Source organism: Nonomuraea sp. SBT364 (assembly GCF_001083785.1).
Classification (GTDB): Bacteria; Actinomycetota; Actinomycetes; order Streptosporangiales; family Streptosporangiaceae; genus Nonomuraea.
Map to the genome: position 1 here is coordinate 25436 of NZ_LAVL01000038.1, position 15271 is coordinate 40706.

Genomic DNA, 15271 nt, shown 5'->3' on the forward strand with positions numbered 1-15271 from the left:
CTCACGCGCGTCATCGGAAGGAATCATCATGGGCGGTGCCGACGAGCACGGTGGCGACGGCGTCAGCGGGCTGACCTTCGAGGTGCTGGAGCCCGCCCCCGTCGGGGTCGCCGTCACGCGGGGGCGCGAGCACCGGCTGCTGTACACCAACCGCGGGTACCGGTCACTGTTCGGTGATCGCCCGATCGGGGCGCCCATCAGGGAAGCGTTCTCCGATCTTGCCAGCCAGGACTACTTCCTGCTGTTCGACCGGGTGCTCGCCACCGGCGAACCGGTCGTCGTCACCGACATGCCGGGCGACGCCACCCTCCTGACCAGGGCCGGGCAGGAGCGGTTCTTCACCTTCAGCCTGTCCAAGACCACCTTTCGCGACAGGCCGCGCGACGACCGGCACGGCGTCCTGGTGATGTGCCTGGAGGTGACCGACCAGGTCAGCGCGGCACGCCGGATCCAGCTCATCGCCGACGAGCGCAGCCGCATCCTGCGCCGCTACGAGAGTTTGGTACGGGTGAGCGCGCAGATCGTGTGGGTGACGGGACCCCGGGGCGGGGTGAACGAGCACAGTCCCGGCTGGGAGCGGGTGACCGGGCAGTCATGGGAGGAGTTCCGTGGTGACGGCTGGCTGCAGGCCGTCCACCCCGACGATCGCGCGCCGGTGGCCGAGTCGTGGTCGCGGGCCCTCGAACGGGTTCCCGACCGGTGGGAGCACATCTACCGGCTGCGCAGCGCGGGCGGCGGCTACCGCCACTTCGAGGTCAGTGCCGTACCCATCATCCAGGACGGCCAGGTGATCGAGTGGGTAGGCACCTGCACCGACATCGAGCAGCAGTGGCAGCAGCGGTGCCGCAGGCGGCTGCTCGACCGGGCCGCCGAGGCCATGGCCAACCGCAGCACCCTGGAGGAGATGCTCGGCGCGCTCGCCGACGTCATCGTGCCCGAACTGGCCGACGGATGCGGCGTCCACCTGGTCACCGACCTCGCCGAAGGGCTGACGGGCGAGACGACACTGGTCGTCGAGCGCGTGGCCACGGCGGCCGGCCCCGGGCTGCCGCGGATGGCGCCCTTCAGCGCCCAGCGCCTGACGTCCGAGGTCCGGTTCGTGCGCGCCGTTCGCGAGGCCAGGCCGGTCCTGACGACGTTCCCTCCGGGCTCGCCCCCGTACGACATCGGCCCCTCGGGCACGCGGACCTGGCTGGAGAACAGCCGGGCCAACAGCCTGGCGATCCTGCCGGTGACGGTCAACGGCACGGTCGCCGCCGTGGTCACCGCGGCGACCTGCGGCGAGCGGCCGCCGATCGGCCGCGCCGGGATCGACCTGCTGCGGCAGATCTTCGAGCAGGCCCACGACACGCTGCGGAACGTGATGCGCTTCCAGCGGGCCCGCCAGATCGCCTTCGCCCTGCAGCACAGCCTGCTCGCCGAACCACCGCACGTCCCCGGCCTGCGGATCACCGCCCGTTACCGGCCCAGCCTCGCCGCCGCCGAGGTGGGCGGCGACTGGTACGACTCCTTCGTGCTGCCGGACGGCGCCACCGTCCTGGCCATCGGGGACGTCGCCGGCCACGACCTGCGCGCCGCCGTGGCCATGGGGCAGCTCCGCAACATGCTCCGCGGCATGGTCGTCGACCGTCAGGAGCCGCCGGGGGAGGTCCTCTCGCGGCTGAACATGGTGACCGAGACGTTGTACGGCGAGGACACGGCCACCTGCGTGCTGGCCCGGATCGAGCGGCATCCGGACGGCCACCGGCTGAACTACGCGGTCGCCGGACATCCTCCGCCGCTGCTGATCACGCACGAGGGCGACGGGCGGTTCCTCGAAGCGGGCGGCAATCCCATGCTCGGGATCCCCTACCACGGCGCATACGTCTCCGCGCGGGTGCCGCTGCCCGCGCGGAGCACGCTGCTCCTGTACACCGACGGCCTGGTGGAGCGACCGGGGGAGAGCCTCGACACCGGCCTGGCCCGCTTGCTCGACCACGCCACCTCGCTGGCGCGCGCTCCCTTGGACGAGTTCTGCGACGAACTGCTGAGCCGGATGCCCCTCTCCGGGGAGGACGACGTCGCCGTGATCGCCCTGCGCCTTCCCGGAGAGGACCACCGATGAGCACCGGGGCTCATCGGCAGGGCTTGTACGGCCGGTCCTTGAGCGAATAGTCGCTCGCCTTCTTGATGGAGTCGAAGTTCAGCGAGGCCGCGTTCGCCCGGCGGCAGAACTTCGACGGCGACAGCCCGTACTCCACGTGGAAGACCGCCTTGCCCGCCTTGACGAACGGCTTGAGCTCGCCGCACTCGTCGTGGGTGAAGCACGACTCGTTGACGGCGAAGTCGAAGTACGGCTCCAGCTCGGCGGCCTGGCTGAGATCGTTCTTCAGGGCCACCGCAAGGCCGTGCTTGTGCCCGAGGGCGGCCAGCGCGCGGTTGTAGGTGAGCTGGGTGGCGGCGCTGACGGTCCAGCCGGTGACCGCGCGGCCTTCCTCGTGGGCGTTGACGACGTCGAACTCGACGCCGTCGAACCCGGCCCGCGCGCACTTGGCGACCCGGGCCTCCATCATCCTCAGCAGGAAGTCGCGCTGGCCCTTGTCGTTGTTGATGTTGGCCCAGCGCTCGTCGGGGAAGTCCGCGCTGAACGGCTTGCCGAGCAGGGAGCCGCCGTGGCGCTGGTGCCAGTCGGCGAACTGGCGGTAGTCGGGCCGGAACTCCTCGATCGACCCGGCGTCGACGTAGCAGACGGCCTTGCCGCCGCGCGCGTGGATGGCCTTGACCGCGGCGGTGTTGGGGGTGGAGTTGTCGCCCGCGACATCGCCGTCGACGTAGAGGTCGATGTCGAAGACGGTGGGCCGGACGCAGGCCCCGCCGGTCTGCGGCTTGACGCAGATGCCGACGTCGATGCCGCCGGTGGCCTTGTGCCGGGGGTTGCCTTCGAGCTGGTACTGCCAGCGGCTCTGCGGGGCCGGCCGCCAGATCCCCGAGCCGTCGGCGGCGGCGGCGGCCGGGGCGAGCGTCGCGAGGGGCGCCATGGCGATCGCGGCGGCCAGGGTCAGGCGTCTGAGAATCGCCCGGGTACCGACCAACTGAAGACCTCGATTCGACAGGAAACGGAGGTAGATCGTATCGCCGGCCCAGAAGTGGATCACAAGTCCTTACGGCCGAAGGACGCCGCAGCCAGGCCCCAGATCATCGCCACCCACAGCGCGGCCCACCCGAGGTAGACCGCCGTCAGCGGCGCCTCGGCCAGGAAGGGGAAACCGTCGAGCTCCGCGCCGAACCGCGCCAGCACGACCGGGTCCTGGAACGCGTGCATGGCTCCGCGCCACAGCCCGTCGGTGGGCAGGAGCATCCGCGAGACGGCGCCGACGCGCGCGATGCCCTCGTTGCCGAGCGCTTCGCCGATGCCGCCCACCACCCCGGCGACCCAGGTGGCGCCGAACAGGCCCACCGCGACGACGCCCGAGGCCATCGGCGAGACGACCGTCGCCAGCAGCAACCCCAGGGTGAGCAGCACGATCGTCTGCCCCGCGAGCAGCGCGAGGGCGAGCGCCGGCTGCGGCGGCCAGTAGCCGACCGTGCCCAGGACGACGAGGCACTGGGCCAGCCCGGCGAGCACGATGAAGCCGCTGCCGAACAGCACCAGCCCCAGCCACTTGCCCAGCAGCACCGCCGAGCGGCGGACCGGCCGGGCGAGTACGGCCAGCGCGATCCCCGACTCCGTCTCGCCGGACAGCGTCGGCCCGGCCAGGAAGGCGGTGCCGAGCGCCGCGATCAGGCTGAAGCCGAACATCACGAGATTGAGCAGCTGGGAAGCCGCCAGCCGGGCCTGGCCGCTGGTCAGCGTACCGAGGCCGGACTCGGCCGCCAGCCGTGAGAATCCCCAGCCGCTCAGCAGGAGCAGTACGACGGTGAGCACGGCGATGGCCAGCAGAGCCCGCCGCCGGGACGCCTCGCGCAGGGTGAGCGCGGCGATGGCCAGGACCGTCCGGAGCGCCGTCATCGGTCACCTCCCTGACCGGCGCGCAGAATGCCGAGCAGGCGCTCTTCCAGGCTGATCCGGGCGGGCTCGACCGCGTGCACCCGCACCGCCAGGGTGACCAGGTCGCGCACCACGTCAGGCACCACGTCACACCTCACGTCGCTCCCGGCCGTGCCGTCGTCGGCGGCCGGGAGCGCCACGGTGAACCAGTCGCCGGCGCGGACCACGTCCCCGGTCGCGGCCAGGCGGGCCTCGGCCTCGGCGGAGACGTCCGTCAGGCGCAGCCGCAGCGCGCGCCGGCCGAGCAGTTCGGCGAGGGTCCCCGACGCGGCGACGCGTCCCCGGTCGAGGATGACGACACGATCGCAGACGCGTTCGACCTCGCCGATCAGGTGCGAGTTGAGCAGCACCGCGACGCCGCGCGACTTCAGCGACAGGACGATGTCACGTACGTCGGCGCGGCCGAGCGGGTCCAGAGCGCTGGTCGGTTCGTCCAGGATCACCAGCTCGGGCCGGGCCACCAGGGCGACCGCCAGCCCGAGCCGCTGCTGCATCCCCTTCGAGAAGCCGCCCACGCGATCATCGGCGCGGTCGGCCAGACCGACGAGGGACAGGCACTCGCGCCGCTCCCGCGCGGGCACGCCGGCCTCCGCCAAGCGGACGTGGAGCGCCAGCACCTCGGCCGCGCTCAGCCACGGCTGATACCGGAAGAGCTCCGGCAGGTAGCCGACGCGAGCGCGCGCGGCCGGGTCGTGGGCGGGGCGTCCGAGGAGCATCGCCTCTCCCGCGTCGGGGCGGACCAGGCCGAGGAGCATCTTGATCACGGTGGACTTGCCGGCGCCGTTCGGGCCGAGCAGCCCGACCACCTCGCCGCGGCCCACCTCAAGGGACACGTCGTCGACCGCGGGCCGCCTGCCGTACCGCCTGCGCAGGCCGGAGCACCAGACGGCGGGCGTCGGCGGATCACCGGCCGCGGTCATGCTCACCTCAGCTCCCGGGCGACCGCCAGGACCTCGCCGGCGTCCAGCGCGCCCGCCACGGCGGTCACCACGCCGTCGTCCACCCACACGACGGCCGCCAGCGTACGGTCACGGGTCGCCAGCACCGTGGCGGGCACCCCGTTCACCCGCGCCCGCGACGTGGTGACCCGCTCGGCCGGCACGGGCAGCGGCAGGGTGGCGTCGTCCGCGCCGAACGTGCGCAGCAGCGCCGCGACGTCACCGGGCAGCCCGGGGAGCGACAGCAGGTAGTCGCGCACGGCCTCGTAGGCGACGCCCGACGACAGGGCCTTGGGCGCGACGGCGCGGCCCACGACCAGGGCGGGCACCCCGGCCGGCTGCGACCAGATCCCGGCCAGCCCCGGGCCCGCGACCAGGCGCACCTGCTCGCCGTCCAGTCCCGGCGGGGGAGGCGGCACCGGTTTCCCCGCCTCGGCGGCGGCCTTCGCGGCGCGCTCCGCGGAGAAGGTGAAGGTGGCGCTCACCTCGCCGCCGACCTGGTAGACCGGCTCGCCGCCGACGCCGCGCGGCAGGGTCTTCACCTGCGGCACGTCGAGACCGGTCCGCGCCGCCGCGGCCGCCGCGTCGGGGACCTCGCGCACGTCGCCGTCGCCGGTCACGACGACGTCGCCGTACGCGCTCAGGTCGGGCAGCGCGATGAGGTCGGCGGTGCCCACGCTGACCGGGGCGATCTGCTCGGTGTGGAAGATCCGCACCCAGTCGTTGGCGGCGGCGGTGCCCCCGCCGGCCAGCACGACGGCGACGGCCACGGCGGCGGCCACGGGACCACGCACTCTCCCGGCATGACCGGCGGCCCGTTCTGTGGGATGACGCATGACGACTCCACTCCCTCTTCCCCTCGGCACGGCGTCATCAAAGCAGGTCGGTATGCGCATGCCGCGCAGCCTTTGTGAGGGTCCGGTGCACGTTTCGTGAGGGGTTGCCGCCTACCGGTAGGGCGTCACGTCAATGAGAACGTACGAAGCAGATCTCGGCGCATTGCTTGTGACCGCTTTTCCCACGTCGGCCCCATGGTTTGTGATGCTGTGGACACGCTTGATGCTCAACCTCGTGAATTCCCATTTGGGGGATTCCATGCTGATGCTGGAGTAGTTCGGTTTGCCCGACAACACCCAACCGCGCTCTTCCAGGCGCGTACGCGCCTTGATGGCAGCCTCCTCGAACGAGGAAGCGCCCATATCCATGATCAGGATGTTGCACACCTGAACCGTGTTCTCGTAGATCGGGTCCACGATGGTCTGCGCCATGATCGTGCCGATGCCGCTCACCTCGCGAAGTGCCTCGGGGGCGACTTCGATCGTCTCGTGGGGCAGCAGCCCTTCGCCCGACACCACGCGCTTCACCACCAGCGCTTGGCCGCCGAGCACGATCAGGGCTCCCGCGGTGGGGCGGCCCTGCCGGTTGATCACATGATGTCCGGGCAGCATAGCCACGAGCCGGTATGGCCGGACATGTCTGTCCCTCCGGGTGAAGATCACGCTTGCCATCCGGAGTGGCGGGCCGCCCGGGGTGGGCGGCCCGTCGCTCAGTTGTAGACGCGCACCTCCAGCAGGCCGACCGACGCCTGGCCGCTCTGCAGCACCACCCGCAGCCGCGCGGTGCTGACCGGGGTGAAGGTGACCCGGTTGTAGGTCCCGGCCACGGTGCCGTAGCCGCTCGGGCCGGCCACGTCCACGTACGCGCTGCCGTTCCAGTGCTGCAGCTTCCAGGAGGCGGGCACGCGGACGCCGCCGCCGTCGTCGAAGAAGTGGACCTCCGCCGACCTGATCGTCTGCCCGGCGGGCCAGGTCAGCTCGGCCCACTGGGTCCCGGTCTGCGGCCAGGTGCCCCAGCGCGGGCCGGTCACCGCGCCGTCGTTGATCGCGGCGACGCTCTCCCAGGGAGAGGTGTACGAGGCCGACGGCGTCGCGCCCCGGGCGAGGTTGACCGGGTCGGGGGAGGGGCCGCCGAAGGCGAGGTCGTCGTCGCTGAAGACCGGATGGGGCGGGTTCACGTCGTTCTCGCCGGGGCCGCCGTCGCAGCGGCGGTCCGGGTCGAACATCAGGTACGTCCCCGCGCCGCAGGGCGTGGCGGGCTCGGCGCCGCCGCCGATGACCACCCGCCCGCTGAGCGCGGCCCCGCCCTGGACGAGGGCGTTGTCCCTGACCACGGCGTCGCCGGTGACGGTGGCGCCGCTGTTGACCCAGGCCAGACCCTCGACGCGGGCGTTGCCGCTGACGGTGGCGTTGCCGTACACGGCGGCTCTCGGGCCGACGTAGGCGGTGGCGGCCACGTTCGCCCTGTTGTCCACCCAGCCGCCGCCGTTGGCGTGCCAGTGGCCGTTGCCCGGCGCGGGCGGCTTCACGTGGCCGGGCTCGAAGCCCCAGGGCGTGGCGCCCTGGAGACGGAACTGGTACGGGTAGCGGTGGTTGCGGGGATAGCCGTCGAGGAAGGCGTACTTGTGCACGGTGCCGGGCGCGCCGGTGACGACGAGGTAGACGTCCTTCTCACCGGGCTGGGTCTGGAAGGTCACCTCGCCGTTGGACGAGGTGTGGACGGGGCCGTAGCGCGGGGTCCCGTTCCTGACCGCGACGAACCCGTACGACCACCCCGACTGGGCCGCGGCGTTGACGTGGCCGCGGAACCGCAGCCGGATGAGCGCGCCGTCGCCGCCCGGCACGAGCCGGATCTTGTTGTAGCCGTAGTCGGACGGCGCGAGCGCGTCCGGGACGCGGAAGTGCCCGGCGGCGGCGTTGACGGCCTCCACCGGCACGCCGTTGTAGGCGGTGACGAAGGGATAGAGGCTGTTGACGAACGGCATGAAGTCGGCCCGGTTGGAGTAGTCCCAGGTGACGTTGCGCTGGGCGTACTCGCCGAGGCGCCGGTTGAGCTCGGCCTGGTCGATGCCCGCGACGCGGCGGTAGACCTCCAGCGGGTGCTCGGTGTCGCGCGCCTCGTTCCAGATGCGGTTGAACATGGGCAGGCCGTCGCGGTCCTTGATGTACTGCAGGAGCATCCAGGCGCCGTAGTGGTGGCGGCTGCTGCTGTAGGCGAGGTTCTCGGTGCGGATGAACCTGGTGAGGTCGCCCGCGGCCGTCCTCGGGTAGACCTGCATCGCCATGAACTCGGCGCTGGCCTCCCAGAACGTCCCGGCGCCGGGGTGGGTGAACCCGTAGCCCGGCCGGCCGAGGAAGGTGTAGTTCTGGAAGACGTGCGCCAGCTCGTGCGCCAGGCCCCAGGACCCGGGGAGCGCGGCGGCGGGGGCGATGTTGATGACGCCGACCCGGCCGTCGGTGGAGCCGCCCGTGGCCCAGGCGTCGAGGGGCGCGTTCGACCAGGTCCTGGTGATGATCACGATGATCTTGTGCTGGGCCAGGAGGCCGGTCTCCGGTGTGAACCGCATGGTGTTCACGTAGAAGGAGTAGAGGTTGGCCTCCCAGTACTAGTGGAACGATGAGCCGGGGTTAGCGTCACATGATTTGACACACCGCCTCTGGCCAGGCCAGTCTTGCGCGGTGGCAGATTCAGAGGGTGTGGCGTTCCTGCGGTCTGATGTTGCCCGGTTCTGCGGCGAGATCGCCGATCTGGCGCCGGCGGTACGGCTGGCCCGACTGGCGGAGCTCAAGGCGATGCTCGATGATGTCACCTCGCAGGCGATGGCCGCGGCGATGGCGGACGCTCGCAGTGAGGGGTGGGGGCTGCGCCGGATCGGCAGGTATGCCGGGGTCTCCCATGAACAGGTCCGGCGGACGCTTGCGCCGTCCGAGGCGCAGCCCATCACGCCCGAGGTGAAGCGGTGATGCGGCCTGGTGGGGTTACTGGCCGGGCGGGGGTGTGCGCAGCGGGCGCAGGGCACCATCCCGGATGATCTCCGGCAAGGCGAAGTTGTAGCGGCCCAGGAAGTTGAAATGCTCGAATCCCAGTGGGGAAAGCCGGGCGATGTCGGCGGCTGCTATCTTCTTTCCTTCGGCACGGATTTCGTCCAGCGCGCGAGCCGTATAAACCGTATTCCACAGAATGCAGACGTTGGTGATGAAACCCAGCGTCCCTAGTTGATCTTCCTGGCCTTCTTTGTATTTCTGCCGGAGTTCGCCCTTTTGGCCGTGGAAGATTTTCCTGGCCAGCGTGTGGCGCGATTCTTGCCGGTTGAGCTGAGTTTGCACACGGCGGCGCAGGAGTTCGTCATCGAAGTAGCAGGCCAGGTAGGTGGAGCGATCCAGCTTGCCCAGCTCCATCAGCGCCCGGCCGATCGGCGTGGGTGTGCCGCCGCCGGCGAAGTAGCGAAACAACTCGCTGGCCTTGACCGCGCCGGTGGACAGGGACGCGGCGACGCGTAGCAGGTCATCCCAGTTGTCGCGGATGAGGCCGAGGTTGACGCGGCTGCGGATCAGGCCCTCCAGCCGTCCGTAGTGGGCGGCCGGGTCGGCGCGGAAGAGGGTGGCGCTGCCGACGTCGGCCAGGCGCGGGGAGAACTGCCAGCCCAGCAGTCGGAAGATGCCAAAAGCGATTTCGGAGGCCCCCGAGGTGTCGGAGGCGATCTCGGTCGGCTTCAGCGAGGTCTCCTGCTCTAGCAGTCCTTCCAGGATGTAATACCAATCCTTCGGCGTGCCGGGAATGACGATGCCGTGAAAGCCGGTGAATTGGTCGGAGGTGAAGTTGTAGTAGGTGACGCCCTTGGCGCCCTTGCCTTTCCCCCAGTATTTGGTGTTGGGCCCGGCGTTGATGGTTTTGACCGGGACGACGAAACGCAGCCCGTCGGCGGAGGCCAATTCGCCGCCGCCCCAGGCATGCACGAGATCCAGCTTGGTATGGTGGTCGACGAGGGCGGCGTTGGCGGCGGTGATGGTGGCCGCGCGCAGATAGTTCTGCTCCACCCAGAACAGCCGGTCCAGCGCGAGCGCCGGATCACCTTCGCAGACCATCGGCCGCATCCCGACATTCATGGACTGGGCGACCAGCACGGCGGCGATCGAGGTGATCATGTTCTCCTTGCGAGAGGGCGAGTCGCCCGACAGGTGGGTGAAGTGGTCCAGGCAGCCGGTCCAGGCGTGCACTTCCAGCAGCGCCTCGGGCAGGTCGACGACGGGGATGCGGGCGTCGACGTCGGCGCGCAGCGCGGTCAGCGAGGCGGGCTCGTCCAGGCGGTCCAGGCCGGTCAGGACGAGGCGGTCCTTGCCGCCCTCGTCCTTCTCCAGGCGCACCCAGTCGTTCTGGCCGTCCTCATCTCCCGACAGACCTGCGGCGAGCTGTTTGTAGGCGTGATCCAGGGTGGTGGCCCAGCGCTGCACGTCATGCTCGGGATCGGGGGACAGGCCCAGCTCCTCACAGATCTTCGGCCGGGCCTTCTCCCACGCTTGGCCGGTCAGCAGCCCGGCGGTGGGGTCGCCCCATTTGCGCAGGCCCGGTACGAACACCTCGTGGCGGCGTAACGACTCGCGCAACCGTTCGACCGCGGCCAGGGTGTAGGCCTGCTTGTCGAAGGCGCCCGCGAACTCGCCGCGTTTGGGAAAGACCCGCCGGTGCCAGGCGGAGGTCAGGAAAGCGGCGGGGACCTCCTCGGTGGAGATGTCGGTGCGGCGCCGTTCGATCGCGCGCAGGAAGTCGATCGCCTCCAGCACCTCATGCCCCGGCCGTATCCCCTGGCCCGGCGCCTCCAGGGCGGCGCCCGCGTCGAAGTCGAGGTGCTTGAGCAGCTTGGGCAGGAAGCGCCGCACGGTCGCGTAGCGCTCTGTCAGCTCCTCGTGCAGGTGCTCATCCGGTTCGCGGGCGATGTCGGCCACGACGTCGGCGGCGGCGTGGATGGCGGCGATGTCCATCTGCTGCAGGGCGGCGCGGATGTCGGCCTCTGGCTCCTGGGCGACGGAACAGATCGTGAGCCACACCTCGCGCAGCATGATCGCCGCGCCGTCCAGATCCTTGAGGGTGCGGATGCGTTCCTTGTTGGCCTTGAAGGCCGCGGTGCGCAGCAGGTCGCCGACAACCAGGTCGAACACCTCGATCGCCTCATCGGCCGAGGTCGGCTCCATCACCTGGGCGAAGGCTACCAAGGTGGCCAGCTTACGATCTCCGCCCAGGGCGTCGACAGCCTGGGCGCGGGCGGCATTGGCGAAGCGGGCCAGCGCGGCGATCCGGCCTGGCGGGATGGCCGACAGGTCCCAGGTGGTGGCGCCCAGGGCGCGCAGGTCCAGGTGCCGGTCGACGGCCTTGGCCACGCCAGCGCCGCTGACGTCGGTGGGGCTGCGCCGCAGCCGGTCCAGCTTGGAGACCCGGCGGCCCTCCTCCACCACGACCAGGTCCTCCAGGGCGCGGCGCTGGTGGGGGCTGGGGGCGGCGGCCAGCAGTCGGTACTGGCGCAACGCCGCGCGTTCGCGCAGCCCGGCGATCATCCGCTCCAGGGTGGTGACGCCGGGCAGCAGGATCTTGGCCTCGACTAGGCGGTGGGTGACCAGGTCGAACAAGACGATCGGGCGTTCACTGCCGTTCCACACCCGCCGATACACCCAGCGGGCCAGGGCGAACCACTGCTCGAACGCGAAGCTGGTGTAGCCGTGCGCTTCGCGGATCAGTTTCTGGTGATCCCAGCGCGCCTCCTTCTCCCCGTACCCCTTCAGATCGGCCGGATCCAGGCCGAGTTGCTCGGCGATATAGTCGATCACCACGGTCGGCGCGTCGGCCGGGTCGGCCAGGAAGGTGCCGAGGAAACGCACCGTCCCGAGTTGGAGGGCGTAGCCGATTTGGTTGCGGGCGCCGTTGGCGGTCATCGCCTGGCGCCGGGCGGCGGCGTCCAGGTGGAAGAAGGCGCCCAGCTGTGCGGGGTCGGGGACGCCGTTGAAGACGCCCCATCGGCTGCGTTGCTCCTCGGACAGGAAGTTGACCGGCATGTGATCCTCCTCAGGCACGCCGGAGCGCCTTCACCTCGCCCAGCGTGGTGAAGGCGCTCCGGATATCGCCGGCGGCCGGGTCGAGTGATCGACGTGGCCGAGTACGCGCTGAAGTGTGCCAGCCTCACGGCCTCATGGTCGGCCTCCGGGAGGATTGGACCGGATTGGCTCGGGTGCAGGGGGCGGAGGGCCGGCTCGGGTTGCTGGGATCAGAGGCGATGGAGCGCTCAGCGGCCGGCATGACCGTAGGTGAGTGGGCATCGACCGGCGCGGCAGTCCTGCAGCCGCTCTGCCGCGGTGCGCCGGGCTTGGCTCAGCTCGGCGATCTTGGCGTCGAGCCGGTCCACCACCGTCTCCAGCCGCCAGCGTTCGCTGTCGCAGGTGGCCCCGCCCTGGTCGTGGGAGGTGAGGGCGTCGACGACCTCGTCCAGGGTGAGGCCGAGTTCCTGCAGGGCTTTGGCCATCTGGATGCGTTCCACCGTCGTGGCGTCGAAGATGCGATACCCCGAGGGTCTGCGCTCGGCGGCGGGCAGGATGCCGCGCCGCTCGTAGAAGCGGACGGTGTCCACGGTGACCCCAGCCTCGCTGGCGACCTGTCCGATTTTCACGGCATTCCACCCCTTGACTCTGGACTCAAGTCCAGACTCTACGGTTGTGGTGCGGGCGCCACAAGAGCGCCGGCCAGCCATCCCGAAGAGGAGCCCACCGTGGACATCCCCGCCGCTTCCACCCCCATCGTCTGCGACATGACCACCGCCCCCGACACCGCCCAGCAGCGCCTGGACGAATACCGGCACCTGTTCGGCCGGCACCTCATCGACCGCGCCAAGACCGGTCAGGGCATCCGCTTCCGCCTGCGCGCCGAGCCCGGCGTGGCGGCGTGGGTGCGGGACCTGGCCGCGCGGGAGAAGGCCTGCTGCGCGTTCTTCGCCTTCGACATCGCCGTCGAGGGCGATCAGGTCATCTGGGACTGCGCGGTCAGCGACGACGACACCGCCCGCGCCATCCTGGAGGAGTACTACCGGCTGCCCGACACCGCCCCGCAAAGCCCTGAGGAGTTGGAGAAGCGCCTGGCGGGCAAGGGCCTGCACTTCATCGCCGACCCGGCCGACCCCCTGCGCTACACGGTCGGCTGAACCACAGGACCGCACGGATCGAGCCCCGCTCCGGCAAAAAGGTCGGCTGCGGGGCTTGCATCCGGGACCCGGGTACAGGTTTACCGTCGGGCCATGAGTATTCACCAGATCATCATCGGCGCCGAGCGGGTTCAGCTGCAGGCGGCCGGCGTGGCCGGGGCGGCGTGATGGCCGGACAGCCGTATGCGGGGTTGCGCAGCGGTGAGGTGGCCGAGGCGGCGGGGGTGAATCAGCAGACGCTGCGCTACTACGAGCGGCGGGGTCTGCTGGCCGAACCTGAGCGCACGTTGGGCGGGCACCGGCTGTATCGGAGCGAGGTGGTGACGCTGGTACGCGTGATCAAGGTGGCGCAGAGCCTGGGCTTCAGCCTGGAGGAGGTGGCCGAGCTGCTGGAGGCCGGCCACCACCATCATGAGCGGCCGCAGCAGGCGCGGCAGCGGCCGGACCGGCGGCACTCCGACGCTGACCTGCAGCAGCGCGCCCGGGCCAAGCTGGCCGAGGTGGAGGCGAAGATCGCCGACCTGGGCGTCATCGCCGAGACGCTGCGGGCGGCGATCCGTGCCGGCTGCGACGATCTGATCACGTGCGCGGCGACGCCGAGCTGTCCGTTGCCGTTCGCGGATCTGGCTGGGACGGGGCACCGTGACCCGGGCGCCTAGGCGGGCGCCGAGCCGGATGCGGCGCCGCTGGCCGTGGCTGGCTGTCGCGGGCGTGGCCACGGCGGCGCTGCTCGTCGTGGCCGTCGCCCGCATCGGCCAGGGCGGGCAGGCTTCGCCGGGTGGGCAGGCGATCAGCGTGCAGCGGGCGGGCGGGGCGCAGGTGGGCCAGCAGGCGGCCGCGTTCACCGCCACGACCAGCGCTGGCGGCCGTGTCACGCTGCCGGCGGGTAAGCCCGCGGTGCTGCTGTTCATGGCGGCCTGGTGTGAGCCGCTGCTGGAGGCCTCGGCACTGGATCGCATCGAACGCCAGGCCGGATCACGGGTGGTGGTGCTGGCGGTGGATGTCGATCCCTCCGAACCCGCGGAGGACCTGCGCCGTTTCGCCGGCAAGGTGGGCGCCCGCTACGGTTTCGTGCAGGATCGGCAGGGGGCTCTGGCGGCCGCGTTCGGGGTGCGGGCGCTGGATTCCACGGTGGTGCTGGATGCGGCCGGGCGGATCGTCTACCGCGATGCCGCGCCCACCGGTGAGGCGATGCTGCGCTCGGCGCTGGCCAAGGCGGGCCTGTGATGGAGCTGCTCTTCTTCGCGTTCGGCGCGGGGGTGCTGGCCACCGTCAACCCGTGCGGGTTCGCCATGTTGCCGGCCTTCTTCGGCTACTACCTCGGCCACACCGACGAACCCGATGCGGTCGGCGTGGGCGAGGCTGGCGAGGCGACCAATGCGGGCGATCGCCCGGCATCGGGGGGCGGGCTGCTGGCACGGCTGGCGCACGGGGCGTGGGTGGGGCTGGCGGTCAGCGCCGGGTTCGCGGGCACGTTCGTCGTGGTGGCCGCCGTGATCGCGGCCGGGTTGCGCCAGCTGGCCGGTGCGGTGCCGTGGGCCGCGGTGGTCATCGGCGGCGTGCTGGTGGTGCTGGGCGGCCTGCTGCTGGCCGGACGCCAGCTCAGCCCGAAGCTGGGCGCCGGTCCCCGCCGATCAGGGGGGCGGGCCTGGCCGCGCATGGTCGCCTTCGGCGCCGGCTACGCGGTGGCGTCGCTGTCGTGCACGCTGGGCGTGCTGCTGTCGGTGATCGCGCAGGCGAGCGCTGCGGGCAGCATGGCAGGCACCCTCGCGGTGCTGGCCGCCTACGCCGCCGGGGCGGCGGTCGTGGTGACCGGCGTGGCGCTGGCCAGCGCGCTGGCCAAGGCGGGGCTGGCCGTGTTGATGCGCCGTCTCATGCCGGTGCTGGCCCGCGCCAGCGGGCTGCTTCTGATCGTCTCGGGCGGGTATCTGATCGCCTATTGGCTTCCCGCTCTGGGCGGCGAGGGTCCGTCCGCATCGCTGGGCGCTCTGGCAGAGACGCTCTCCGGCGGCCTGTCGGAGCTGTTGTCGGCCCACTTGCCCGCGGTTGGCGGGGTGGCTGTGCTGCTGGCCGTGGCCGTGGCCGTCCTGCTGCTGCGTCGCAGGCACAGGGCGGCCGGGCCGCTGGCTGCCGCCACCTTGCCGTCCGGACCTTCGTCCGGATCTTCGTCCGGATCTTCGTCCGGCACCGACGACTGCTGCTGACCTCTGCTCTGCAATGGTCGAGCGGCTGGCCCTCGGGACAGTCGTCGGTGCCGAGATTGATCGTGTCGGCTACTCGGTCTCCGAG

General features: G+C 71.1%; 13 protein-coding genes and 1 pseudogene. 6 read left to right on the plus strand and 8 right to left on the minus strand.

Annotated elements, in window-relative coordinates:
- Nucleotides 1-28 precede the first annotated feature (28 nt).
- Nucleotides 29-2104, plus strand: a complete 2076-nt coding sequence (locus tag ADY59_RS19125; RefSeq protein WP_049563966.1) for a SpoIIE family protein phosphatase — start codon at nucleotides 29-31, stop codon at nucleotides 2102-2104.
- Nucleotides 2105-2114: 10 nt separating this feature from the next.
- Here the strand turns inward: ADY59_RS19125 and ADY59_RS19130 are convergent, their stop codons facing one another.
- The 6 genes and pseudogenes from ADY59_RS19130 to ADY59_RS19155 all read right to left on the minus strand — a co-directional run.
- Nucleotides 2115-3071, minus strand: a complete 957-nt coding sequence (locus ADY59_RS19130; protein ID WP_156325597.1) for an endo alpha-1,4 polygalactosaminidase — start codon at nucleotides 3069-3071, stop codon at nucleotides 2115-2117.
- A 59-nt stretch (nucleotides 3072-3130) separates the two neighbouring features.
- Nucleotides 3131-3988, minus strand: a complete 858-nt coding sequence (locus ADY59_RS19135; protein ID WP_049563969.1) for an ABC transporter permease subunit — start codon at nucleotides 3986-3988, stop codon at nucleotides 3131-3133.
- Nucleotides 3985-4947: an ABC transporter ATP-binding protein gene (locus ADY59_RS19140; protein WP_049563971.1), complete on the minus strand. Its 963-nt coding sequence runs from the start codon at nucleotides 4945-4947 to the stop codon at nucleotides 3985-3987. The genes ADY59_RS19135 and ADY59_RS19140 overlap by 4 nt, the downstream gene beginning before the upstream one ends.
- A gap of 2 nt (nucleotides 4948-4949) precedes the next feature.
- Entirely contained in the window at nucleotides 4950-5801 is an 852-nt protein-coding gene (locus ADY59_RS19145; protein WP_197093740.1) for a hypothetical protein, read from the minus strand.
- Between the two features lie 111 nt (nucleotides 5802-5912).
- Complete coding sequence (locus ADY59_RS19150) at nucleotides 5913-6419, minus strand: hypothetical protein (protein ID WP_156325598.1); 507 nt, start codon at nucleotides 6417-6419, stop codon at nucleotides 5913-5915.
- A gap of 92 nt (nucleotides 6420-6511) precedes the next feature.
- Nucleotides 6512-8383, minus strand: a pseudogene (locus ADY59_RS19155) (DUF6055 domain-containing protein); the annotation flags it as partial.
- 115 nt (nucleotides 8384-8498) lie between these two features.
- On the opposite strand from ADY59_RS19155, the gene ADY59_RS19160 reads away from it, so the two are divergent.
- Nucleotides 8499-8765 (plus strand): hypothetical protein, encoded by a 267-nt coding sequence (locus tag ADY59_RS19160; protein WP_231618779.1) that lies wholly within the window; start codon nucleotides 8499-8501, stop codon nucleotides 8763-8765.
- Between the two features lie 15 nt (nucleotides 8766-8780).
- On the opposite strand, the gene ADY59_RS19165 is transcribed toward ADY59_RS19160, so the two are convergent.
- The gene (locus tag ADY59_RS19165; RefSeq protein WP_049563975.1) at nucleotides 8781-11846 is read right to left on the minus strand and encodes a Tn3 family transposase; all 3066 of its coding nucleotides are present in this window, start codon (nucleotides 11844-11846) and stop codon (nucleotides 8781-8783) included.
- 227 nt (nucleotides 11847-12073) lie between these two features.
- The gene (locus ADY59_RS19170; RefSeq protein ID WP_049563978.1) at nucleotides 12074-12454 is read right to left on the minus strand and encodes a MerR family transcriptional regulator; all 381 of its coding nucleotides are present in this window, start codon (nucleotides 12452-12454) and stop codon (nucleotides 12074-12076) included.
- Between the two features lie 99 nt (nucleotides 12455-12553).
- Here ADY59_RS19170 and ADY59_RS19175 point away from each other — a divergent pair, with 99 nt between their 5' ends.
- The 4 genes from ADY59_RS19175 to ADY59_RS19190 all read left to right on the plus strand — a co-directional run bounded on the left by ADY59_RS19175 (nucleotide 12554) and on the right by ADY59_RS19190 (nucleotide 15186).
- Nucleotides 12554-12982 (plus strand): hypothetical protein, encoded by a 429-nt coding sequence (locus ADY59_RS19175; RefSeq protein WP_049563980.1) that lies wholly within the window; start codon nucleotides 12554-12556, stop codon nucleotides 12980-12982.
- 167 nt (nucleotides 12983-13149) lie between these two features.
- Nucleotides 13150-13641 carry a MerR family transcriptional regulator gene (locus ADY59_RS19180; RefSeq protein WP_049563981.1) on the plus strand — a complete coding sequence of 164 codons (492 nt, stop codon included), beginning with the start codon at nucleotides 13150-13152 and terminating at the stop codon, nucleotides 13639-13641.
- Entirely contained in the window at nucleotides 13625-14209 is a 585-nt protein-coding gene (locus tag ADY59_RS19185; RefSeq protein ID WP_156325599.1) for a TlpA family protein disulfide reductase, read from the plus strand. The genes ADY59_RS19180 and ADY59_RS19185 overlap by 17 nt, the downstream gene beginning before the upstream one ends.
- The gene (locus ADY59_RS19190; protein ID WP_156325600.1) at nucleotides 14206-15186 is read left to right on the plus strand and encodes a cytochrome c biogenesis protein CcdA; all 981 of its coding nucleotides are present in this window, start codon (nucleotides 14206-14208) and stop codon (nucleotides 15184-15186) included. Before ADY59_RS19185 ends, ADY59_RS19190 begins: the two co-directional genes overlap by 4 nt.
- The last annotated feature ends 85 nt before the right edge of the window (nucleotides 15187-15271 follow it).

Excerpts from the sequence above, each read along its gene's own strand:
- ADY59_RS19125 (WP_049563966.1), top strand. The coding sequence starts at position 29 with ATGGGCGGTGCCGACGAGCACGGTGGCGACGGCGTCAGCGGGCTGACC.
- ADY59_RS19135 (WP_049563969.1), bottom strand. The coding sequence starts at position 3,988 with ATGACGGCGCTCCGGACGGTCCTGGCCATCGCCGCGCTCACCCTGCGC.
- ADY59_RS19140 (WP_049563971.1), bottom strand. The coding sequence starts at position 4,947 with ATGACCGCGGCCGGTGATCCGCCGACGCCCGCCGTCTGGTGCTCCGGC.
- ADY59_RS19145 (WP_197093740.1), bottom strand. The coding sequence starts at position 5,801 with ATGCGTCATCCCACAGAACGGGCCGCCGGTCATGCCGGGAGAGTGCGT.
- ADY59_RS19165 (WP_049563975.1), bottom strand. The coding sequence starts at position 11,846 with ATGCCGGTCAACTTCCTGTCCGAGGAGCAACGCAGCCGATGGGGCGTC.
- ADY59_RS19180 (WP_049563981.1), top strand. The coding sequence starts at position 13,150 with ATGGCCGGACAGCCGTATGCGGGGTTGCGCAGCGGTGAGGTGGCCGAG.